The 21,532-nt window shown below is 70.4% G+C and carries 19 protein-coding genes; 7 read left to right on the forward strand and 12 right to left on the reverse strand.

The genetic code is table 11. From position 1 onward, the window contains the following. Positions 1-446 precede the first annotated feature (446 nt). Positions 447-1,661 carry an NADP-dependent isocitrate dehydrogenase gene (locus ACFFIA_RS01520; RefSeq protein ID WP_377244093.1) on the reverse strand — a complete coding sequence of 405 codons (1,215 nt, stop codon included), beginning with the start codon at positions 1,659-1,661 and terminating at the stop codon, positions 447-449. A gap of 69 nt (positions 1,662-1,730) precedes the next feature. Here ACFFIA_RS01520 and ACFFIA_RS01525 point away from each other — a divergent pair, with 69 nt between their 5' ends. After that, the gene (locus ACFFIA_RS01525; protein ID WP_377244096.1) at positions 1,731-2,504 is read left to right on the forward strand and encodes an MBL fold metallo-hydrolase; all 774 of its coding nucleotides are present in this window, start codon (positions 1,731-1,733) and stop codon (positions 2,502-2,504) included. A gap of 81 nt (positions 2,505-2,585) precedes the next feature. On the opposite strand, the gene mdh is transcribed toward ACFFIA_RS01525, so the two are convergent. The 3 genes from mdh to ACFFIA_RS01540 all read right to left on the reverse strand — a co-directional run bounded on the left by mdh (position 2,586) and on the right by ACFFIA_RS01540 (position 5,769). Continuing rightward, positions 2,586-3,536 (reverse strand): malate dehydrogenase, encoded by a 951-nt coding sequence (mdh, locus tag ACFFIA_RS01530; RefSeq protein ID WP_377244099.1) that lies wholly within the window; start codon positions 3,534-3,536, stop codon positions 2,586-2,588. Positions 3,537-3,591: 55 nt separating this feature from the next. After that, on the reverse strand, positions 3,592-4,776 hold the full coding sequence (locus tag ACFFIA_RS01535) for a peptidoglycan DD-metalloendopeptidase family protein (protein ID WP_377244102.1): 1,185 nt from the start codon (positions 4,774-4,776) through the stop codon (positions 3,592-3,594). Between the two features lie 129 nt (positions 4,777-4,905). Continuing rightward, positions 4,906-5,769, reverse strand: a complete 864-nt coding sequence (locus ACFFIA_RS01540; RefSeq protein WP_377244105.1) for a bifunctional methylenetetrahydrofolate dehydrogenase/methenyltetrahydrofolate cyclohydrolase — start codon at positions 5,767-5,769, stop codon at positions 4,906-4,908. A 38-nt stretch (positions 5,770-5,807) separates the two neighbouring features. Between ACFFIA_RS01540 and ACFFIA_RS01545 the strand changes: the two genes are divergently transcribed. Continuing rightward, complete coding sequence (locus ACFFIA_RS01545; RefSeq protein ID WP_377244108.1) at positions 5,808-7,460, forward strand: peptide ABC transporter substrate-binding protein; 1,653 nt, start codon at positions 5,808-5,810, stop codon at positions 7,458-7,460. 39 nt (positions 7,461-7,499) lie between these two features. Here ACFFIA_RS01545 and purH read toward each other — a convergent pair whose 3' ends face one another. Together purH and purN are read right to left on the reverse strand one after the other, a co-directional pair. Beyond that, positions 7,500-9,029 carry a bifunctional phosphoribosylaminoimidazolecarboxamide formyltransferase/IMP cyclohydrolase gene (purH, locus tag ACFFIA_RS01550; RefSeq protein ID WP_377245639.1) on the reverse strand — a complete coding sequence of 510 codons (1,530 nt, stop codon included), beginning with the start codon at positions 9,027-9,029 and terminating at the stop codon, positions 7,500-7,502. Positions 9,030-9,205: 176 nt separating this feature from the next. Continuing rightward, a complete protein-coding gene (gene purN, locus ACFFIA_RS01555; protein WP_377244111.1) occupies positions 9,206-9,796 on the reverse strand; it encodes a phosphoribosylglycinamide formyltransferase in 591 nt (196 codons plus the stop codon). Positions 9,797-9,980: 184 nt separating this feature from the next. Here purN and ACFFIA_RS01560 point away from each other — a divergent pair, with 184 nt between their 5' ends. Together ACFFIA_RS01560 and ACFFIA_RS01565 are read left to right on the forward strand one after the other, a co-directional pair. Beyond that, positions 9,981-10,538 carry a DUF4190 domain-containing protein gene (locus tag ACFFIA_RS01560; RefSeq protein ID WP_377244114.1) on the forward strand — a complete coding sequence of 186 codons (558 nt, stop codon included), beginning with the start codon at positions 9,981-9,983 and terminating at the stop codon, positions 10,536-10,538. Positions 10,539-10,641: 103 nt separating this feature from the next. Then, positions 10,642-10,878 carry a hypothetical protein gene (locus ACFFIA_RS01565; protein WP_377244117.1) on the forward strand — a complete coding sequence of 79 codons (237 nt, stop codon included), beginning with the start codon at positions 10,642-10,644 and terminating at the stop codon, positions 10,876-10,878. Positions 10,879-10,941: 63 nt separating this feature from the next. On the opposite strand, the gene ACFFIA_RS01570 is transcribed toward ACFFIA_RS01565, so the two are convergent. Then, positions 10,942-12,243 carry a cell division protein PerM gene (locus tag ACFFIA_RS01570; RefSeq protein WP_377244120.1) on the reverse strand — a complete coding sequence of 434 codons (1,302 nt, stop codon included), beginning with the start codon at positions 12,241-12,243 and terminating at the stop codon, positions 10,942-10,944. A gap of 242 nt (positions 12,244-12,485) precedes the next feature. On the opposite strand from ACFFIA_RS01570, the gene ACFFIA_RS01575 reads away from it, so the two are divergent. Next, positions 12,486-12,722 (forward strand): hypothetical protein, encoded by a 237-nt coding sequence (locus tag ACFFIA_RS01575; protein ID WP_377244123.1) that lies wholly within the window; start codon positions 12,486-12,488, stop codon positions 12,720-12,722. Positions 12,723-12,772: 50 nt separating this feature from the next. Here the strand turns inward: ACFFIA_RS01575 and sucD are convergent, their stop codons facing one another. The 4 genes from sucD to icmB all read right to left on the reverse strand — a co-directional run bounded on the left by sucD (position 12,773) and on the right by icmB (position 16,453). Next, positions 12,773-13,654, reverse strand: a complete 882-nt coding sequence (gene sucD, locus ACFFIA_RS01580; RefSeq protein WP_377244126.1) for a succinate--CoA ligase subunit alpha — start codon at positions 13,652-13,654, stop codon at positions 12,773-12,775. Between the two features lie 2 nt (positions 13,655-13,656). Beyond that, entirely contained in the window at positions 13,657-14,835 is a 1,179-nt protein-coding gene (sucC, locus tag ACFFIA_RS01585) for an ADP-forming succinate--CoA ligase subunit beta (RefSeq protein ID WP_377244129.1), read from the reverse strand. Positions 14,836-14,967: 132 nt separating this feature from the next. After that, the gene (locus ACFFIA_RS01590; protein ID WP_377244132.1) at positions 14,968-15,726 is read right to left on the reverse strand and encodes a hypothetical protein; all 759 of its coding nucleotides are present in this window, start codon (positions 15,724-15,726) and stop codon (positions 14,968-14,970) included. Between the two features lie 322 nt (positions 15,727-16,048). After that, positions 16,049-16,453, reverse strand: a complete 405-nt coding sequence (gene icmB / locus ACFFIA_RS01595) for a coenzyme B12-dependent isobutyryl CoA mutase small subunit (protein WP_377244135.1) — start codon at positions 16,451-16,453, stop codon at positions 16,049-16,051. Positions 16,454-16,874: 421 nt separating this feature from the next. Between icmB and ACFFIA_RS01600 the strand changes: the two genes are divergently transcribed. Together ACFFIA_RS01600 and ACFFIA_RS01605 are read left to right on the forward strand one after the other, a co-directional pair. Beyond that, positions 16,875-17,588 carry a M23 family metallopeptidase gene (locus tag ACFFIA_RS01600; RefSeq protein ID WP_377244138.1) on the forward strand — a complete coding sequence of 238 codons (714 nt, stop codon included), beginning with the start codon at positions 16,875-16,877 and terminating at the stop codon, positions 17,586-17,588. Positions 17,589-17,856: 268 nt separating this feature from the next. Next, the gene (locus ACFFIA_RS01605) at positions 17,857-18,651 is read left to right on the forward strand and encodes a M23 family metallopeptidase (RefSeq protein ID WP_377244141.1); all 795 of its coding nucleotides are present in this window, start codon (positions 17,857-17,859) and stop codon (positions 18,649-18,651) included. A 235-nt stretch (positions 18,652-18,886) separates the two neighbouring features. Here ACFFIA_RS01605 and ACFFIA_RS01610 read toward each other — a convergent pair whose 3' ends face one another. Next, complete coding sequence (locus tag ACFFIA_RS01610) at positions 18,887-21,394, reverse strand: UvrD-helicase domain-containing protein (RefSeq protein WP_377244144.1); 2,508 nt, start codon at positions 21,392-21,394, stop codon at positions 18,887-18,889. Between the last annotated feature and the right edge of the window lie 138 nt (positions 21,395-21,532).

Consider the following 21,532-nt stretch of genomic DNA (forward strand, 5'->3'; position numbering starts at 1 on the left):
GGAATCCTGAGTCCGCGCCGTTTGAGATCATCGATGAGGCTCTGGGGCGGCGGATGTCGAGCCGCCCTCGACACGTGGGGGTTCGGAGACGACACGCCGTCACCTGCACCGACACCGTTCCCAAAGATCCGCTCCTCCGTTCAAGGAGGTAAGCGGAACAGAGACCATCGCGTCCGGGCATCCCGCTCCGTCTGCGTGGCCGTCACCCGGGATGGAGGGGGTCGTTAGTTCAAGTGGACGTGGTGCCAGTCACGTCCAGTGAGATCACCGGCTACGGCAGCCCACCGCGCCGACCGGTTGTCTTACGGCTGTGGCGAACAGCCTGCCGTCCCTTCCCTGCGGGGGGCCCTGTCCCGGGCCCCCCGCGCCCCACTTTCTCACCGGATGCGCGAATGCCCCTCCCCGGCCGCGTCAAACGGCCGAAGAGGGGCAGGCGTCGAGAAAAATCAGGCCAGCTTCTTGGACAGGTTCTGGTCGAGCGCGTTCATGAACTCGTCCGTGGTCAGCCACGGGGCGTCGCGGGCGATGAGGAGCGCCAGGTCCTTGGTCATCTGGCCGCCCTCGACGGTCTCGACGCAGACCTGCTCGAGCTTGTCGGCGAACTCGGTGACCGCCGGCGTGTTGTCCAGCTTGCCGCGGTGGGCCAGGCCCCGGGTCCAGGCGAAGATCGAGGCGATCGGGTTGGTCGAGGTCTTCTCGCCCTTCTGCCACTGCCGGTAGTGCCGGGTGACCGTGCCGTGCGCCGCCTCGGCCTCGACCGTGCGGCCGTCGGGCGTCATGAGCACCGACGTCATGAGGCCGAGCGAGCCGAAGCCCTGCGCCACGGTGTCGGACTGCACGTCACCGTCGTAGTTCTTGGCGGCCCACACGAAGCCGCCCTCCCACTTCAGCGCGGCCGCCACCATGTCGTCGATCAGCCGGTGCTCGTATGTGATGCCGGCCGCCGCGAACTGATCCTTGAACTCGGCCTCGAACACCTCGGCGAAGAGGTCCTTGAAGCGACCGTCGTACGCCTTGAGGATCGTGTTCTTGGTGGAGAGGTAGACCGGGTAGCCGCGGTCGAGGCCGTACCGGAACGAGGCGCGGGCGAAGTCGCGGATCGAGTCGTCGAAGTTGTACATCGCCATCGCGACGCCGCCGCCGGGGTACTTGGCGACCTCGAACTCCATCGGCGCCGAGCCGTCCTCGGGCTGGAACGTGACGGTCAGCGTGCCCGGACCGGGCACCACGAAGTCGGTGGCCTTGTACTGGTCGCCGTGGGCGTGACGGCCGATGACGATCGGCTTGGTCCAGCCGGGCACGAGGCGCGGCACGTTGGACATGATGATCGGCTCGCGGAAGACCACGCCGCCGAGGATGTTGCGGATGGTGCCGTTGGGCGAACGCCACATCTTCTTGAGGCCGAACTCCTCGACCCGTGCCTCGTCGGGCGTGATGGTGGCGCACTTGACGCCCACGCCGTGGCGCTTGATGGCGTTGGCCGCGTCGACGGTGACCTGGTCGTCGGTCTCGTCGCGGTACTGGATCGAGAGGTCGTAGTACTCGAGCTCGACGTCGAGGTAGGGCAGGATCAACTGCTCCCGGATCTGCTTCCAGATGATCCGGGTCATCTCGTCGCCATCGAGCTCGACAACGGGGTTCGCTACTTTGATCTTCGCCATCGAGCCGGCGCTCCTCTCCGGGACGTAATAAAGCAGTACGAGCGTACTGCACAGCCTAGACTGCCCAACATGCCACTCGCCCGCGCCCTGGGCCCAACCACCGTCGTCGCGCTACAAGACGGCGAGGGGACCTTCTTTCAGCCGCGCGAGGAGGCATTTCCGCAGGTCCGCCCCGAGCTGTGGGCCCAGGCCGACGCGCGTGACCCGGCCGCGGTGACCCCGGACGGGCAGTGGCTGCTGCGTTTCCGGTGCTTCGCCATCCACCACCACGACCACGTCACATTGGTCGACACCGGCATCGGGCCCGCCGACTCGCTCGCCGCGAGCTGGGCGCCGGTGCCCGGCCGCCTCCCGGAGGAACTGGCCGCCGCCGGCATCGACCCCGCCGACGTCGACACGGTCGTACTCACCCACCTGCACACCGACCATATCGGCTGGGCCGTCGTCGGCACGCCCTACTTCCCCAACGCCAGCTACCTGCTCCAGCGCGCGGACGCGGAGGCGCTCGGCCGGCCCGAGCTGGACAGCCGCCTCCTCGGACCGCTGCGGGACACCGGCCAGTTGCGGCTCGTCGAGGGCGACGTCCCGATCTCCGCCGGGGTCACCGCCGTCGCGACGCCCGGCCACACGCCGGGCCACCAGTCAGTGCTCATCGAGTACGGCGAGCGGCAGCTCCTGGTCACCGGCGATCTTTTGGTTCACATGGTGCAGCTCGTGGCGCCGGAGACGGCCTACCTCCACGAGGTCGACCCGGAGACGGCGCGTGCCTCCCGGACGCGCCTGTTGAAGGACGGCGTCATCCTCGCCACACCACATCTGAGCGAGCCGTTCGTGCGCGTGTAGGCGTTCGTGCGCGTGTAGAGACGCGAACGGCCGCCCGGTTCCTGGTCGGAAGCGGGCGGCCGGGCGTGTTCGAGTGGCGAGCTAGAGAGCGGCCACGTCGGCCTGCTTGGCGCGGACCGCCTCGGCGGCCTCCTTCAGGCCGGCCAGCTCCGACTCGGTGAGGTCGGTCTCCACGACCTGCTTGACGCCGGTGGCACCGATCGCGGCCTCGACACCGAGGTAGACGCCGGAGATGCCGTACTCACCGTCGACCCACGCGCAGACCGGGAGCACCGCGCCGGAGTCCTCGGCGACCGCGCGGGCCATGCGGGCGGCAGCCGCGGAGGGGGCGTAGTACGCCGAGCCGGTCTTGAGCAGCGCCACGACCTCGGCGCCGCCGTTGCGCGTACGGACCACCAGCTCCTCGATCTTCTCGGCGGGCAGCAGCTCGGCGAGCGGCTTGCCGTTAACCGTGCACCGCGAGGGGACCGGCACCATCGTGTCGCCGTGCGAGCCCAGCGTGAGCGTCTTCACCGAGCCGACCGGTACGGCCAGCGTCTCGGCGACGAAGTGCGTGAAGCGGGCGGTGTCGAGCATTCCGGCCTGGCCGAGCACGCGGTTCTTGGGGAAGCCGGTGGCGATCTGGGCGAGCGCGGTCATCTCGTCGAGCGGGTTGGAGACGACGATGACGACGGCGTTCGGCGCGTACTTGGCGACGTTCTCCGAGACCTGCCGCACGATCTTGGCGTTGACGCCGAGCAGGTCCATCCGGCTCATGCCCGGCTTGCGGGGCAGGCCGGCGGTGATGATGACGACGTCCGAGCCCTCGATCGCCTCGTAGCCCTCGCCGTTGGGCCCGGTGGTCTGCCCGACGACCTTGCTCTCGTAGCCCTCGATCGGCCGTGACTGGTTGAGGTCCAGCGCCAGGCCCTCGGGCTTGCCCTCCACGATGTCGGTGAGGACGACCGTGTCGAAGATGTCGTACTCGGCGAGCCGCTGCGCGGTCGTGGAGCCGTAGAAGCCGGCGCCGACGACGGTGACCTTCTTGCCCATGGTCGTCTCACTCCTTGATACGGACGGCACTCTTTTCCGGACCGTATCAGCCGTGCTAGGTGCAGTTTCCGTTGACCGGCGCGCCTGTGCCGGTCCACACGTACGCGTCGCTGACCCAGCTCCCGTCGGCGAGCCGGTTCCACAGGTCGGTGACGTACCCGTTGCGCCCCGTGTGCTTCGTCCCTCGCGCCGAGCAGGCGATCGTCACCGTGGCCCCGTCGGCGAGCTTGCCCACCACCGCGTTGCCCACGCCGGGGCCGGAGCGGCGGTTGAGTGTGGTGCCGCCGTCGGTGTCCACAACGCCCTGAGTGAGGCCGAGCGCGCCGTAGTTGTAGAGGCTGGCGCCGACCGAGACCCGCTTCGAGCCGTGCATGGCCGCGCCGTCGTACGAGCCGCCGGTGGCCAGGATCACCCACTTGCCGAAGAGGTACCGGTCGATCGCCACGTACGCCCCGTCCCGCCGGAGCGAGAAGTGCACGTGCTTGCCGGTCGAGCGGCCGCCGCAGGAGACGTCGTTGCCGATGTTGCCGAGGAAGGCGCCCTCGGCGACCTGCTTGCCGTCCACCTTGATGTTGCCTTCGAGGTGGTAGTAGTCGGTCGCGTAGCCGCGGTCGTGCACCACGCGGACCCAGCCCTTGCCCGACTTGCACATCGTGTACGCCAGGCCGGACCGCGCCGCGAGCACCTTGCCGTCCCCGCCGGCCAGGTCGATCGAGCTGCGCACGCTGCCGCTCATGGGGTGCGGCCCGCCGGTGTACCGCCAGCTCTGCCCGAGCGTGAAGGGCAGGCGCATCCCCGTGCGGCGGTCGGACGTGGCCTCCGGCGCGCTCCGGCTCGTGGTGGACGCGACGGCGCCCAGCGTCCGGCGCTCGTCGGCGCTGAGGATCGCGGAGTCGGCGCTCAGCGTGGCGAACTCCGTCTCACCCTCCAGCGCCACCCGCCAGATGCCGGTCGCCCGCCGCGCGACGAAGAGCCAGCCCTCCGGATACGCGTGCTCCGCCGCGGGCGCCGGGCGTACGGCGGTGCCGAAGCCCCACTCGCTGGTGCTCCGCGCCGCCACGTTCACCTGTGTGGTGGGACCGAGGCGGGCGACCACAGCCGCGACGAGACCGTCCGCGGGCGCGATCGCGAGGCTGTCGGGGGGCGCGGCGGCCAGCACGTGCGCCGGCCCGGCCGCGGCGGCGGCCGGTGCCCCCACTCCTACCAGGGACAAAGCCATGATCGCGATCGGGAGTCGCATGCCCACGATCATGGACAAGCTCCGCGAATCGGTCACGCCGCCGCGCCGGGAAAGTCCGACTTATCCGGTCAGCGGGCTCACTCGACCGCTCGCGATCGATGCGCCAGCACCGCGCGCGGCGGAGCTGGCTCAGGCGATCCGCTCGGCGCGTTCGACCACATTGGTCAGCAGCATCGCGCGGGTCATCGGCCCGATGCCGCCCGGCACCGGGGCCAGCGCGCCGGCCACCTCGGCCACGTCGGGCGCGACGTCACCGGTGTAGACGCCCTTGCCGTCGGGGCCGACCACGCGGGTGATCCCGACGTCGATGACCACCGCGCCGGGCCGCACCATCTCTGCCGTGACCAGCCCCGGCACGCCGGCGGCGGCGACCACGATGTCGGCGGTACGCGTGTGCGCGGCGAGATCGCGAGTGCCGGTGTGGCACAGCGTCACGGTGGCGTTCTCACTCCGTCGGGTCAGCAGCAGCCCGAGCGGTCGCCCCACGGTGGTGCCCCGCCCGACCACGGTCACCTCGGCGCCGCGCAGCTCCACGCCGTATCGCCGGAGGATCTCCACGATCCCCCGCGGCGTGCACGGCAGCGGCGCCTCGTAGCCGAGCACCAGGCGGCCCAGGTTGACCGGGTGCAGCCCGTCGGCGTCCTTGTCCGGGTCGATCAGCTCCAGGATCCGCTGCGTGTCGATCTGCGGCGGGAGCGGGAGCTGCACGATGTAGCCGTGGCAGGCCGGATCGTCGTTGAGCTCGGCGACGACCGCCTCCACCTGCTCCTGCGTGGCGTCGGCGGGCAGCTCGCGCTGGATCGAGGCGATGCCGACCTCGGCGCTGTCGCGGTGCTTGCCCCGCACGTACGCATGGGACCCTGGATCGTCGCCCACCAGCACAGTGCCCAGACCCGGGACAATGCCTCTTTCGGCAAGAGCTTTGACCCGAGCCCGCAGTTCGTCCTTTATCGCGGATGCGGTTGCCTTACCGTCCAGGAGAGTCGCGGTCACGCCGCAAATGGTCTCATAGAGAGCCGAAGAGGAAAGTGATGAGGGACGTCATTCTGGTACGCACGATCGCCATGGGCACCGCCCTCCAGGTGGCCGGAGCGCTGACCCTGACCGCGTGCGACCCGTTCGGCGGTGACTCGGCGCGCGGCACCGGCGCCAGTTCGGTGAGCGTGCAGATCGCCGCGCCCCGCCACCTGTTGCCGACCGACACGAGCGACCCCGACGGCGCGCAGGTGCTCGCCGCGCTCTTCGCCCCGCTCGTCGAGTACGACGCCGAGCGCCGGCCACGCGAGCTGGCCGCCGAGTCGATCAAGTCCACCGACCACCGGGTCTGGACCATCACGCTCAAGGACGGCTACACCTTCCACAATGGCGAGAAGGTGACCGCCGACAGCTACATCAACGCGTGGAACTTCGGCGCCTACGAGCCCAATGAGCAGAGCAACGGCTACTTCTTCGCCAAGATCGCTGGGTACGCGGACACACAGCCCACCGACCCCGACGGTCCCGGCCCGCAGCCGCCGGTCGCGCCCAAGTCCAAGACCCTCTCGGGGCTGAAGAAGGTGGACGACCGCACGTTCCAGGTCACGCTCGCCACGCCGTTCACCGAATTCAGGTCGATCCTCGGCGACACCGCCTTCTACCCGCTCCCCAACGCCGCGTGGAAGGAGCCGGGCGTGCTGGCCGACGGCTTCGAGGACGCGATCGTCGGGCAGGGGCCGTTCAAGCTCAAGGACGGCTGGCGCGACAAGTCGACGATCGAGGTCGAGCGCTTCGACGCGTACCCGGGCGCCAAGCCCACCGTCAGCGGCGCCGCCTTCCGGATCTACGACAACCTCACCAAGGCGTACGAGGACGTGCGCGACGGCGATCTCGACGTGATCCGCACCATCCCCGCCGAGAAGATGACCGCCGCGGCCAAGGACCTCGACGGCCGGCACGGCAGCAGCCCCGACTCGACCATCCAGTTCCTCGCGTTCCCGGCGTTCCAGCGCGAGTTCTTCAAAAGCGGCGTACGGCGGGCGATCTCGATGGCGATCGACCGCGACGCGATCGTCAGCTCGGCCTTCCATGGCGCGCAGCAGCCGGCGCGCTCGTTCGTCGCACCGGTCGTGAGCGGCTACCGGGAAAACAGCTGCGGCGCCGCCTGCGAGTACGACCCGGCCGAGGCGAAGCGGCTCTACGCCGAGGCGGAGGGGCCGGCGACGCTCCAGATCAGCTACAACGAGGACGGCGGCCACAAGGCGTGGGTCGAGGCGACCTGCGCGCAACTCCAGGCCAGCCTCGGCGTCCAGTGCACGGCGGTGGCCGAGCCCCGCTTCGGCGACGTACTCACGAAGGTGGAGCAGCGCCAGCCGGTGGGCCTGTTCCGGATGGGCTGGCCGATGGACTATCCGTCGATGGAGAGCTACCTCGCCCCGCTGTACTCGACGGCCGGCTCCTCCAACTACGCCGGCTACCGCAACGCCCGCTTCGACAACCTCGTCAACGAGGCGATGCAGGCGGCCAACGAGAGCGAGACGATCAAGAAGTACCAGGAGGCGGAAGACATCCTCGCCCGGGACATGCCGGTGATCCCGCTCCGCTTCGGGCAGAGCAACTACGGCTACTCGGCCCGGGTCAAAGCCCTGGAGCTCGACCTCTTCAACCGGATCGACCTGACCAAGGTGTCGGTCGGCGCCGCGGCGTGAGGCACGCTGGGGGCGGCCCTGCCGCCCCCAGCCCCGTCCTCAGTGGAAGAAGTGCCGCGTCCCGGTGAAGTACATGCTCACACCGGCCGCGTTCGCCGCGGCGATCACCTCTTCGTCGCGCACCGAGCCGCCCGGCTGGACGACCGCGCGCACGCCCGCCTCGGCGAGCACCTGGAGCCCGTCCGGAAACGGGAAGAACGCATCCGACGCCGCCACCGCGCCGGCCGCCCGGCCGCTCGACCGGGTCACCGCCAGGCGGGCCGAGTCCACCCGGTTGACCTGGCCCATGCCCACACCGACGGTCGCGCCGTCGGCGGCGATGAGGATCGCGTTGGACTTCACCGAGCGCACCGCCCGCCAGGCGAAGGCGAGGTCGCGCAGGTCGTCGACCGGCTCGCCGGCCACGAGCCGCCAGGTCGCCGGGTCGTCGCCCGGCGCGTCCACACGGTCGGTGATCTGCACGAGTACGCCACCGCCGACCGGCCGCCACTCCGCCGGCAGCGGCTGCCACGGCGGGGCGACGAGGATGCGGAGGTTCTTCTTCGCGGCGAGCACCTCCACCGCGCCCTCCGCGTAGGACGGTGCCACGATCACCTCGGTGAAGATGTCGGCCACCTGCTTCGCCATCTCCACCGAGACCGGCCGGTTGACCGCGATCACCCCGCCGTACGCCGACACCGGGTCGCACGCGTGCGCCTTGCGGTGCGCCTCGGCGACGTCGGCCGCGATGGCGATGCCGCACGGGTTGGCGTGCTTGATGATCGCCACCGCCGGGTCGCCGAAGTCGTTCGCCGCCCGCCAGGCCGCCTCGGCGTCGACGTAGTTGTTGTACGACATCTCCTTGCCGTGCAACTGCTCCGCCTGGGCCAGCCCGGCCGGTGAGTCGGGGTTGAGGTAGAGGGCCGCCTGCTGGTGCGGGTTTTCGCCGTACCGCAGCACGTCGGCCCGGCGCAGCGCCAGACCGGCGAAGGCGGGCCAGCCGCGCGGGTCGGGGTCGAGCGTGGCGGCCGTCCACTGTGCCACCGCGATGTCGTACTCGGCGATGTCGGCGAAGGCGCGGGCCGCGAGCGACTTGCGCTCCGCGAGCGTGAAGCCGCCGCCGTCGAGGGCCGCCAGGATCATCGGGTACGCCGCGACGGAGGTCACCACGGCCACCGAGGCGTGGTTTTTCGCGGCCGCGCGCACCATCGCCGGCCCGCCGATGTCGATCTGCTCGACGCACTCCTCCTCGCTGGCGCCCGAGTCGACCGTCTCCCGAAACGGGTACAGGCTGGAGACCAGCAGGTCGAACGGGCGCACGCCGAGCTCGGCGAGCTGCGCCTCGTGGGCGGCGAGGCGCAGGTCGGCCAGCAGGCCCGCGTGGATCGCCGGATGGAGCGTCTTCACCCGGCCGTCGAGGGTCTCCGGGAAGCCGGTCACGTCTTCGACCCGGGTCACCGGGGCGCCCGCCGCCTCGATGGCCTTCGCGGTGGAGCCCGTGGAGACCAGCTCGACGCCGGCCGCGTGCAGCGCCTTGGCCAGCTCGGGCAGGCCGGTCTTGTCGTACACGCTGATGAGGGCGCGCCGGATCGGCCGCCGCCCCTCCCCCGCGGAACGCTGTGCTTGCCGCGCTCCGTCGCTCGGCGCTCGTTCGCCGTCGTGCCCAAGGCCCGTAGCCTCGCGACTCCCGCTCTGTGCTTGCCGCGCTCCGTCGCTCGGCGCTCGTTCGCCGTCGTGCCCAAGGCCCGTAGCCTCGCGACTCCCGCTCATGGAATGGAGACCTTTCTCCCGGTGATGGTCCAACCCTCGCGGACCAGGCGGCCGACCGCGTCGACGAGCTGGCGCCGCTCGGCCTCCTTGATCCGCTCGGTGAGCGTCTCCTCCGTGTCGTCGGTCAGCACGGGCACCGCCACCTGGGCGATGATCGGCCCGGTGTCGACGCCGGCGTCCACGAAGAACAGCGTCGCGCCGGCCAGCCGTACCCCGTAGGCGAGCGCGTCGCGCGGGCCGTGCATGCCGGGAAACGCTGGCAGCAGCGAGTTGTGCGTGTTGATGTACCGGTCGCCGAAGGCCCCGAGGAAGGTGGCGCCGACCAGCTTGAGGAAGCCCGCGGAGATCACCAGGTCGGGTTTGTGCTCGGCGACGTGCGCGGTGAGCGCGGCGTCCCACTCCTCCCGAGTGGGGTACGCGCGCACCGAGTCGACGAAGGTGGGCACTCCCGCCGCGGCGGCCCGGTCGAGGCCGGCGATGCCCTCGCGATCGGCGCCCACGGCGACCACCTGCGCTCCGTACTCCGCGTCGGCGGTGGCGTCGAGCAGGGCCTGGAGGTTGCTCCCCGAGCCGGAAACGAGGACCACGAGGCGAGCGGGTTGCGGGGTCGCCGGGGAAACGTGGAGCGCGGCGGAGTGATTTTGTGAGGTGCCTTCTCGCACGCCGAAACAGTACCGGGACCTCGCGAAGTAGCGATGACCAGGTACGCTGCCGGTCGCCGTGGGTCACCCGGTTGGAGGACCCAGCACCCTCGTCAACAAGGAGCTCTCGATGCAGCCCGGCTATCCAGGCCAGGACCCGTACGGCCAGCAGCCTCAGGACCCCACCGGCCAGCCCCCCTACGGCCAGCCACAGTACGGTCAGCCCTCCACTTCCGGCCAGCCGTACGGTCAGCCGACCTCGGGTCAGCCGTACGGCCAGCCGAGCTCGGGGCAGCCCTACCAGGACCCGTACGCGGCACCGCAGCAGCCCTACCAGGACCCGTACGGCCAGCAGCCCACCTCGGGCCAGCCGTACCCGCAGGCGCCCATCTACCCGGGCACCGGCTACGGTGCGCCCGCGCCGACGGGACAGAGCAACACGCAGGGCCTGCTCGGCATGATCTTCGGTATCGCGTCGATCCCGCTCGCCATCTGCTGCGCGTTCCTCGGCATCGGCCTCGGCATCGCCGGCGCGATCCTCGGATTCATGGGTCGCAACAAGGCCGACCAGGGCCTCGCGAGCAACCGTGGCCAGGCGCAGGCCGGCTTCATCACCGGCATCATCGGCGTCGTGCTCGGTATCGCCAACGCCATCCTCGGCATATTCCTGAACGTCAGCTACTACTAAAGATTTGCCTCGCTGGGAGGTCTTGACGGGTAGGTGATCAAACGCGAGCATCGTCCAGCGAAGTAAATCTTGAAGAAGCACCAAAATTGGGGAGGAACAGGAAGTGACCACGCCTTACCCGCCACCGGCCGCCCAGCCGGCAAACGACAAGACGACTCTGTGGGGCGTCCTGGGCATCGTGCTCGGCCTCATCTGCTGCTGGCCCCTTGGCGTCGTCTTCGGCATCCTGGCCCTGCAGGAGGCGAAGAAGGCCGGCAAGCCGCCGACGCTGGCCTACATCGCGTTCGCCGCGAGCGCCCTCAACCTGATCGGCGGCATCGTCTACATCACCAGCCTTTGATCAGGACAGGCATCTTCGGGGCGTTCCGGGCAACCGGGGCGCCCCAAATGCTTTCCGGCGCCCTCAGGGGCCGGTGAACGCCCGCGTGCCCGCCGCGCCGATCACCGCGCCCACCGCGACCACGACCGCCGCCATCGCCACCACCTGCCAGGCGACCGGGCCGATCTCCGCCATCCGCCCGCCGCCCAGCGGCCCGCCCGAGACCAGCGCGCCGGCGCCCAGCACCAGGCCGGCGACCGGTCCGGACAGCAGCGCCGCCCCGAGCACCGAGCGCCACCGCGCCGACGGGTCCGCGCGCAGCATGCGGCGGGCCAGCAGCCAGCCGGCGGCCATCCCGGCCAGGACCGGCACCGCGAGCAGCGCCGCGCCCGCACCGCCCAGCGGCCCTTCGGGCAGGCCGGCGAGCAGGGGTACGGCGGGCAGCGCGCCCACCGACACCTCGGTCGTCCGCACCACCGTGTCGGTGCCGACAGCGAACCCGGGGCCGAGCAGGTAGGCGGCGGCCCACACGGCGGCATTCGGCGCGTACGCCACGCAGACCAGCGTGATGCCCGCCTGGCCGGTCACGCCGGCGCGGTACGCCCCGAGCATCTCGCTCGCGTTGCCCGCGCCCACGGCCACCGCCAGCCCCGCGGCGCCCGCCCCGGCGCCGAGCACCAGGAAGGCGGCCACCACGCCGGTACGCAGCCCGTCGCGGAACACGCCGGGCATGCGGCGGGCCACGACGCGCAGCGCGCCGGTGGTACGCAGCGCGCCGACGAGCGCCGCCGCGGCGCCGAACACGGCCAGCGTGAGCCCGGCCCGGGGCGGTGAGGCGGAGACGTCGCCGGTGTTGAGGACGGCGGCGGCGATCAGCCCGATCACCCCGTACGCGAGGCCGACCGCGCCCGCGACGGAGAGGGCCTGCCCCGGTGTGCCGCGGTGGCGCGCGCCCATCGCCCGCGTCACGTGTACGCCCGCGCGGGAGACCCGCCACGCCGCGAACGCGGCTAGCGCCAGCGGGGCGAGCCCGAGCGGGCCGTTCGGAGTGTCGAGCGGCACGCCGTGCCCCAGCAGCCAGCCGGCGAGGCCGACCCGGGCGGCACCGGGCAGCGAGCCGGCGTCTTCGGCGAACTGGGCAAGGCCGAGGACCGCGGCCACCGGGAGGTACGAGACGAGGGCCGCCCAGAAGGCGGCCACGGCGACGGCCAACGGGATCGGGGCACGGTGCGGCCTCCGGCCCGGGCGACTGGGGCGACCTGCGCCACCGGCCCCGGAACGCTGGCTGGGCAGCCGGACGGTCTGCTGCTCCCGGACCGTGATGCGCACAGTCTCCCTGTTGGCCAGGTCATCCGGCTCAGGCTGGTCAGGGGTGGTGGCTGACATCAGACCCTACTCTGACACGCTGCGGCCCCACGTCGATGGCGACACCACCGCCGATCATGGCGTTCTCGGTCCAATATGCGGCCATATGTGGACGTATTCGCGCTAGCCTCAGCCCTAGGCCGCGATCATCGGGGGTCGCGGGCGTGACCCGCGGAGATCAGCATGAGCGAGCGAAGAGAGCGATACAACAAGCACAGCGTGTGTGAAGCCTCATGCCCGCCCACGGCGAAGCGAGGACGGCCATGAGCGCTCCGTACCCGCCGCCCCCAGCGGCACCTTCCAACGACCGGACCACGCTCTTCGGCGTGCTCGGCATCGTGATCGGCTTGATCTGCTGCTGGCCGGTCGGTCTTCTCTTCGCGTTCCTGTCGTACCGGGAGGCGAAGAAGTCGGGCAAGCAGCCCACGCTGGCCTACATCGCGTTCGCCGCCTGCGCGATCGGCATCATCTGGAACATCTTCTACGCGACGCGCCGCTGACACGGCGAAGGGGCTCCTCGCGCGAGGAGCCCCTTCCGCGTAAACCCTGGTCAGCTCATCAGGTCACGCATGAGACGGGCGGTCTCGCTCGGCGTCTTGCCGACCTTGACGCCCGCCGCCTCCAGCGCGACCTTCTTGGCGTCGGCCGTGCCGGACGAGCCGGAGATGATCGCGCCCGCGTGGCCCATGGTCTTGCCGGGCGGCGCGGTGAAGCCGGCGATGTAGCCGACCACCGGCTTGGTCACGTTGGCCTTGATGAAATCGGCCGCCCGCTCCTCCGCGTCGCCGCCGATCTCGCCGATCATGACGATCGCGTCGGTGTCGGGGTCGTCCTGGAACGCGGCCAGCGCGTCGATGTGCGTCGTGCCGATCACCGGGTCGCCACCGATGCCCACGGCGGTGGAGAAGCCGATGTCACGCAGCTCGTACATGAGCTGGTAGGTGAGCGTGCCACTCTTGCTCACCAGGCCGATCCGCCCGGCGCCGGAGATGTCGGCCGGGATGATGCCCGCGTTGGAGGCGCCCGGCGAGGCGATGCCGGGGCAGTTGGGGCCGATGATGCGGGTCTTCTGCCCCTTCGCAACGTTGTACGCCCAGAAGGCGGCCGTGTCGTGCACCGGGATGCCCTCGGTGATCACCACGGCGAGCGGGATCTCGGCGTCGATCGCCTCGATGACCGCGGGCTTGGAGAACGCCGGCGGCACGAAGATGACCGTGACGTCAGCCCCGGTCTCCTTCATCGCGTCGCCCACGGTCGCGAAGACCGGCAGCGCGGTGCCGTCGAAGTCGACCGTCTGGCCCGCCTTGCGCGGGTTGGTGCCGCCGACGATCTGCGTACCGGCGGCGAGCATGCGCCGGGTGTGCTTGGAGCCCTCCGACCCGGTGATGCCCTGGACGATGACCTTCGAGTCCTTGGTCAGCCAGATTGCCATGATCAGACTCCTGCCGCGGCGAGCTCGGCGGCGCGCTTGGCCGCCCCATCCATAGTGTCTACCCGCTCGACCAGCGGGTTTGCCGCGCCGTCGAGGATGGCCCGGCCGGCTTCGGCGTTGTTGCCGTCGAGGCGCACCACGAGCGGCTTGGTGACCCGCTCGCCACGCTGCTCCAGCAGCCCGAGGGCGTGCACGATGCCGTTGGCCACCTCGTCGCAGGAGGTGATGCCACCAAAGACGTTGACGAAAACGCTCTTCACGGACGGGTCGGAGAGCACGATCTCAAGACCGTTGGCCATCACGGCCGCGCTCGCCCCACCGCCGATGTCGAGGAAGTTGGCCGGCTTGACCCCGCCAAACGCCTCGCCCGCGTACGCCACCACGTCGAGCGTCGACATGACCAGGCCCGCGCCGTTGCCGATGATCCCGACCTCGCCGTCGAGCTTGACGTAGTTGAGGTCCTTCTCCTTGGCGCGCTGCTCCAGCGGGTCGACCGCCGCCTGGTCGACCAGCTCCTCGTGCTGAGGGTGGCGGAAGGCGGCGTTGCCGTCGAGCGTCACCTTGGCGTCGAGGCAGAGCACCTGGCCGCTGTTGGTCTTCGCCAGCGGGTTGACCTCGACCAGCGTGGCGTCCTCGGCGACGAACGTCTCCCAGAGCTTTACCGCGATCTCGGCGACCTGGTCGGCCACCTCGGCCGGGAAGCCCGCCTGCGCCACGATCTCCCGCGCCGTCGCCTCGTCGACGCCCTTGCTGGCGTCGATCGCGACCTTGGCTACCTTCTCCGGCGACTCCTCGGCGACCTGCTCGATCTCCATGCCGCCGGCCACGCTGGCGATGCAGAGGAACGTGCGGTTGGCGCGGTCGAGAAGGTAGGAGAAGTAGTACTCCTCCGCGATGTCCGCGGTCACCGTCAGCATGACCTTGTGGACCGTGTGACCCTTGATGTCCATGCCGAGGATGTTTGTGGCGTGGGCCACCGCCTCCTCGGCGTCCTCGGCGAGCTTCACGCCGCCCGCCTTGCCACGGCCTCCGACCTTCACCTGGGCTTTGACGACGACGCGTCCGCCAAGGCGCTCAGCGATCGCGCGGGCCTCTTCCGGGGTCGTGGCGACGCCACCGGCCAGCACGGGCAGCCCGTGCTGGTCGAACAGCTCGCGCCCCTGGTACTCGTACAGGTCCACGTAGCACCCTCAGCGTGAGAAAATGGTTGACGCCTGTCATCGGTGAGAAACAGGCCATTGGCCGCAGCCTAGCGACACGCGCACGGCTGGCAACCGAACGGGCGCCTGGTGTGCGGTACTGCACACCGACGGTCAGCTGACGTGCACCCGGCCACCGGAGAAATGGGCGACCGCGCCGACGATCTCCGCCTCCGGCCGATCGGCGAAGTTGAGCGGCGCGGTGAAGCCAGTGCCGAAGACGAGCTGCTGCACGCTCGAGTCGAACGCGGTGAAGGCGCCGAGGTTGCCACCGGTACGCGGATCGCGCGGCTTGACGCAGAGCATCTTGTCGAACGACCACCGCCTCGGGTACACGCGCTCGATCGCCTCCCACGGCAGCCAGATCGCCTGTCCCCGGGTGGGGCGGGTCTTGATCCAGAGTCCGGCGGGACCCATCGCGAGCACCGGGCCGCCGGAGGCGAGCAGCCAGAGCTGGAGCCCGAAGACGAGGCCGAAGATCACGACGAAGAAGCCGAACGTGCCGAGCGCGACGAGCAGCTCCTGCGAGGCGACGCCGACGAGGCAGCCGAAGAGGATCGCGATGCCGCCACCGACGCCGCCGAAGAGCAGCACGCGCTTGCGCACGCTGTGCCGCACGATGAACGGCTGGTCCTCCGGGATCCGCTTGGTCACCGGCATCGGCTGCGGCGGCGGGTACTGCGGCGGCTGATGCGGATAGTGCGGCTGATGCGGATAGTGCGGCTGCTGGTACCCCGGCGGCTGCCCGTACGGCGAGGGCGGCGGCTGCCCGTACGGCTGCTGGGGCGGCTGTGCGCCGGGGTAACCGGGCTGCTGTCCGTATGGCTGCGGCGGCTGCCAGCCGCCGGGCGGTTGCTGCGGGGGGACGGTCACGAGCGCACAGGCTACGCCCGGCGGCGACGGACGTGGTGCGGGGAGCGAGCCGCGTGAGTCACCCGGGCGGGACGCGCTGTCGAAGGCGTCGCACGCGGCGCCAATCTTTTTGCCGGGGCCGCGTAACCCCCTGTGAAGGGCGTCGTTGATTCAGATGTCTGAGCGATACAGCAAGGACGAAGACGGCCGATGCCCTGTCGGTCGAGGGGTGGCGGCGGGGCATCGTGCATAGAGAGGCCGGACGTGTGAGGGGTGCGTCCGGCCTCTCCCTTTTACTGATTCTGTCCAGTGTGGAGCATCAAACCGACAACGGTGCGTGATGCTATCCCACTGGCTGCGTGACGTTCGCCCGTACCCATTCGACGATGGACTGCGTTGTCGCACCCGGCGTGAATATCTTCGCCACACCGAGTCGCTCCAGCTCCGGAATGTCGGCGTCCGGAATGATGCCGCCACCGAAGACGACGATGTCGGCGGCGCCCCGCTCGGCGAGCAACTCCAGCAGACGCCGGAAGAGCGTCATGTGCGCACCGGAGAGGACCGACAGGCCGACAGCGTCGGCGTCCTCCTGGATGGCGGTCTCCACGATCTGCTCCGGCGTCTGGTGCAGCCCCGTGTAGACGACCTCCATGCCCGCGTCGCGCAGCGCCCGCGCGACGACCTTCGCACCACGGTCGTGCCCATCCAGACCTGGCTTGGCCACGACGACCCGTATCCGAGAACTCATCTGCACCGCACCTTCCACACGACCGCGCCGCTCACATGAACGAACGGTAACCCTGTAGGCGCGGAGCGGAAACCCTCCGCCCCTCCCCACGCCCCCAAACGGCTTCCCGACCGTCATCAAAGGAGGGCAAGCATTTCCGGCTGTTGAACGGATCACATGACTATCAGTATTATTCGATGTGACTGAACGCTACTAACGAGTGGGCTCACAAATAGTAACGAATTCCGGCATTCCACAACGGACAGTACGAGGTTCTGTAGCGAATTTGCCTGTTCGGCTTGTGACACGCCTGGGGCTTCGTTACCGTGGCCCACGGTTGTCATCCCGGCCCCCACGGGCTGACAACGCGGCAACGGAGCGTTTCACCCCCTCGATTCGAGACGCTCATCGCCGCCAACCTGACGGATCACGGAGGATGTGCGTGCGCCAGCGCTTGTCGTCTGAGCCCGACCGTTATCGCGGTCGACGACGCGTCCCCACACCCCCTCGCAGCCGCTACGCGGCAGTGGTGACGACCGCCTTCGTCGGCGCCGGCATCGTGGCGCTGGGCGCGGGCGCGTTGCCAGACGCGAAGACCGTCGACCCTTCGGCCATCGCCGACCTCGACCAGACCTCGATGCAGCAGGACCTCGCCGACCGCGCGGAGGATGCCGATCGCGCATCCCGCGACGGCCGCAGCGACACGGCGGCACAGGCCGCCACCGACGACGTCTGGCTGCTCCCCCTTCACGGCTACGACTTCACCTCGGCCTACGGCATGCGCTGGGGCCAGCTCCACGCCGGCATCGACCTGGCGGCGGCCGAGGGCACGCCCTACCGCGCGGTCCACGGCGGCACCGTGAAGCTGGCCGGCTACTACGGCGGCTACGGCAACGCGGTGATCATCGACCACGGCAACGGCATCGAGACCATCTACGGCCACTCGTCGCAGGTCGCGGTCAAGGCCGGCCAGCAGGTCAAGGCGGGCGACACCCTCGGGTTCGTGGGCAGCACGGGCCACGCCTACGGCAGCCACCTGCATCTCGAGGTGCATGTCAACGGCGAGCCACGCGACCCCATCCCGTGGTTCCGTGACCGCGGAGCGGACATCAAGCTACAAGTCGAAGCAATTTACGGTGACGTAGCGGCCTCCTGACCCTGCGTATTGTCCTTCCGACCGCCCGTGCCTGCCGGCATGGGCGGTTTTTTCATGCCGCTGAGCAGGCAAAGTTTCCCTCGTCACAGCAGCGACTGTGAGCCAGGTCACGGCACCGCCCGCCGGAGCTACCGGTTAGTGGACCACAAATTCGGGCAAAGCCGCTCGCTCTCCGGAGAACCTCTGTCGATGGCCTCTCTACCCGTTCCCGTGGTGAACGGCCGGCAAACAAGCATTTGCCGGTCCGACAAACCACGGAGGTCACCCCGTGCAGAGCACGTCCCCCCAAGAACCGACCCCCCGCCGCCCCCGCGGCCCGGAGGTCATCCGGCACCGGGTCCGCACCCTGCTCACCGGTCGCGCTCGCTTCGTCGTACCGGCCGCGGTCGTGCTGCTCGGCCTGCCCGTCGCCGCCGTATCCGCGGCGGTTACCGGCGGCGACGACCCGGAGCCCGCCACCACGCTCGCGGTCGCCGCGGACCAGGAGGCGCGGGCCGACGCCGCCGACCGCGCGAACCGCGCCGAGCGGGCAGAGCCCGCGCCACCGACCACGTCACCGGAGGCCAAGCAGGCGCCCGCCGGCGAGGCCGTCCCGGAACAGCCGAAGAAGGAGGAGACGACGCCTCCCGCCCCCAAGGCGACGACCGCCAAGCCCAAGGCCGCTCCCGCGTGGGTCAATCCGATGCCGGGCGGCCAGGTCACGTCCTGCTACGGGCAGCGCTGGGGCACACTGCACGCCGGGATCGACCTCGCCGCCGACGCGGGCACGCCGATCCACGCCGCCGGCGCGGGTACGGTCGTCGCCGCCGGTTGGATGTACGCCGGGTACGGCATCTCCGTGATGATCGACCACGGCAACGGCTTCCAGACCCACTACGCCCACCAGTCGCGGACAATCGTGCAGCCCGGCCAGAAGGTGAAGGCCGGCCAGGCCATCGGCTACGAGGGATCCACGGGCGACTCCACCGGCCCGCACCTGCACTTCGAGGTGCACAACGGGCTGTGGAACCAGCTCAACCCCGCACCGTGGATGCGCGCCCGCGGCGTCAACCTCGGCTGCTAGCGCAAGGTCAGAGAGCCGAGTCGCCGGCCGCGTCCCCGCCGGCGACTCGGCCCTCTCGCGGCCCGGGCCGGCGACCCATGTGGGCTGCCGCGATGTCCGTCGCGGTCGAGACCGCCGCTCCCGCGGCCTCGCCCTCCGCGTCCACACGCCCTGCCCGGCCGGCGCCGCTGTCGACCCGTCCGGGTTGGGGCAGGTGCCACGGCGCGACGGTGGCGTGCGGTGCGGTGCGCCAGGATCAGAGCTTCTGGATCGGTGCGTGGCGCAGGACGATCCACATCACCTGGTCGCCGAAGTCGACCTTGGCCTGCGCCCGCGCGCCGTAGCCCTCAACCTCCAGGACGCGTCCCATGCCGTAGCGCTGGTGAGTGATGCGGTCGCCGGCGGCGACGCTCGGCACCTGAGGCAGGTCGCTGGCGGTCGCGAGCTTGGCGCCGTCGACGCCCAGCCGCTCGGCCAGGCGCGACGCCTTGGCGGTGCCGCCGGTGAAGGTGCCCCGGCTCGGGGCGCCCGTCGACCGGCCGCCGATGCCGCCGCCCGTGCCCGACCAGGACGTGTACGCCGCGTCGGTGCGCTCCCACCGCACCAGCTCGCCCGGAAGCTCGGCCAGGAAGCGGGACGCCGGGTTGTACTGCGGCTGGCCCCACGCGCCCCTCGTCATCGCCCGGGAGAGATAGAGGCGCTGGCGGGCTCGGGTGATGCCCACGTAGGCGAGGCGCCGCTCCTCTTCCAGCTCGCGCGTGTCGCCCAGCGACCGCAGGTGGGGGAAGACGCCGTCTTCGAGCCCGGTCAGGAACACCACCGGAAACTCCAGGCCCTTGGCGGTGTGCAGCGTCATCAGCGTGACCACGCCCTGGTGCTCGGGATCGTCGGAGGGCACCTGGTCGGCGTCGGCGACGAGCGCGACCTGCTCCAGGAAGCCGGCTAAGGTTGCGCCTTCCGGCCGGGAGGCCGGCGAGTCAGCGCCCTCCGGCCGGGAGGCCGGCGAGTCAGCGCCAGCGCCGCCCTCCTCCGCCTGGACCTCGGCGCGCTCGGTGTACTCCCGGGCGACGCTCACCAGCTCCTGGAGGTTTTCCACGCGGCCGGCATCTTGCGGGTCGAGGCTCTCCTCCAGCTCGGCGAGGTATCCCGAGCGCTGGAGCACCGCCTCCAGCACCTCTTCGGGCGGGGCGGTCTCGGCCAGCTCGCGCACGCTGTCGAGGAGCGCGACGAAGTCGGCGATGCCGTTGGCCGCGCGGGTCGAGATGCCCGGCGCCTCTGACGCTCGACGCAGTGCGGCGCCGAACGAGATGCGGTCGCGGCTGGAGAGTGCCTCGACACACGCCTCGGCACGGTCGCCGATCCCCCGCCGCGGCGTGTTGAGGATGCGGCGGATGCTGACCGTGTCGTCGTCGTTGACGATCGCGCGCAGGTAGGCCAGCGCGTCGCGGACCTCCTTGCGCTCGTAGAAGCGCACGCCGCCGACCACCTTGTAGGGCAGGCCGACGCGGATGAACACCTCTTCGAACACGCGGGACTGAGCGTTGGTGCGGTAGAAGACCGCCACGTCGCCGGGGCGGGCCTCGCTGGCGTCGCACAGCCGGTCGATCTCGCGGGCGACCCAGTCGGCCTCGGCGTGCTCGGTGTCGGCGACGTATCCGACGATCTGCTCGCCCTGCCCCTCCTCGCTCCAGAGCCGCTTCGGCTTGCGGGAGGTGTTGCGGTCGATGACCGCGTTGGCCGCGTTGAGGATGGTCTGCGTGGAACGGTAATTCTGCTCCAGCAGGATGGTGCGCGCGTCGGTGAAGTCGCGCTCGAACTCCAGGATGTTGCGGATCGTGGCGCCCCGGAACGCGTAGATCGACTGGTCGGCGTCACCGACCACGCACAGCTCCGCGGGCTCCAAGCCGGGCGTGCCCGAGACCAGCTCCTTGATCAACACATACTGCGCGTGGTTGGTGTCCTGGTATTCGTCGACGAGCACATGCCGGAACCGCCGCCGGTAGGTCTCCGCCACGTGCGGATGCGACTGGAGCAAGTGGACGGTGGTCATGATGAGGTCGTCGAAGTCGAGCGCGTGGGCCTCCTTGAGGCGGCGCTGGTAGAGCGTGTAAGCCTCGGAGATGGCCCGCTCGTTGGGCCCCTTGGCGCGACTGGCGAAGCTCTCCGGGTCGACCAGCTCGTTTTTCAGGTTGGAGACCTGGTGGGCGAGGCCGCGCGCCGGATAGCGCTTGGGGTCGAGGTCGAGCTCGCGGGCGACCATCTGCATCAGCCGCCGCGAGTCGTCGGCGTCGTAGATGGAGAACGTCGACTTGAGCCCGGCGTGCTCGTGCTCGGCCCGCAGGATGCGCACGCAGGCGGAGTGGAACGTCGAGACCCACATCAGCCGGGCCCGGCCCCCGACCAGCGCGGCGACCCGCTCCTTCATCTCGCCGGCGGCCTTGTTGGTGAAGGTGATGGCGATGATCTGGCCGGGGTGGACGTCGCGGGCGGCCAGCAGGTAGGCGATCCGGTTGGTCAGCACACGGGTCTTGCCGGAGCCCGCGCCCGCCACGATCAGCAGTGGTGAGCCGCTGTGGACCACCGCGTCACGCTGCGGTCCGTTGAGCCCTTCCAACAGCTTTTCCGGGTCGAGTCGGGGCCGCCGGGGGCGTTTGACCTGCGCATCCGGCTCATGGGCGGCATCGCCGCCGGCCGGGACGCCCGGCTGAGCCTCCGGACGGGACGGGGTCTCCGGACGGGACGGGGTGTCGAAGAGAGCATGCATCGCACAGCGAGTCTATGCCGGGGCGCCGACGTTTTCGGGCGCCGGTGGTCGCGTCGCGCGCCCGTGACATGACCATCGCGGAAAGACACGAACCGGCCCGCGCGCCGGATGGCTACAAAACCGTCACCCAGCGGGTCT

This window comes from Phytohabitans kaempferiae (assembly GCF_042433955.1).
Lineage (GTDB): Bacteria > Actinomycetota > Actinomycetes > Mycobacteriales > Micromonosporaceae > Phytohabitans > Phytohabitans kaempferiae.

Coding starts and splice junctions, on each gene's coding strand:
- ACFFIA_RS01520 (WP_377244093.1), bottom strand. CDS start 1,661: ATGGCGAAGATCAAAGTAGCGAACCCCGTTGTCGAGCTCGATGGCGAC.
- ACFFIA_RS01525 (WP_377244096.1), top strand. CDS start 1,731: ATGCCACTCGCCCGCGCCCTGGGCCCAACCACCGTCGTCGCGCTACAA.
- mdh (WP_377244099.1), bottom strand. CDS start 3,536: ATGGGCAAGAAGGTCACCGTCGTCGGCGCCGGCTTCTACGGCTCCACG.
- ACFFIA_RS01535 (WP_377244102.1), bottom strand. CDS start 4,776: ATGCGACTCCCGATCGCGATCATGGCTTTGTCCCTGGTAGGAGTGGGG.
- ACFFIA_RS01545 (WP_377244108.1), top strand. CDS start 5,808: ATGAGGGACGTCATTCTGGTACGCACGATCGCCATGGGCACCGCCCTC.
- ACFFIA_RS01560 (WP_377244114.1), top strand. CDS start 9,981: ATGCAGCCCGGCTATCCAGGCCAGGACCCGTACGGCCAGCAGCCTCAG.
- ACFFIA_RS01570 (WP_377244120.1), bottom strand. CDS start 12,243: ATGTCAGCCACCACCCCTGACCAGCCTGAGCCGGATGACCTGGCCAAC.
- ACFFIA_RS01575 (WP_377244123.1), top strand. CDS start 12,486: ATGAGCGCTCCGTACCCGCCGCCCCCAGCGGCACCTTCCAACGACCGG.
- sucD (WP_377244126.1), bottom strand. CDS start 13,654: ATGGCAATCTGGCTGACCAAGGACTCGAAGGTCATCGTCCAGGGCATC.
- icmB (WP_377244135.1), bottom strand. CDS start 16,453: ATGAGTTCTCGGATACGGGTCGTCGTGGCCAAGCCAGGTCTGGATGGG.
- ACFFIA_RS01610 (WP_377244144.1), bottom strand. CDS start 21,394: ATGCATGCTCTCTTCGACACCCCGTCCCGTCCGGAGACCCCGTCCCGT.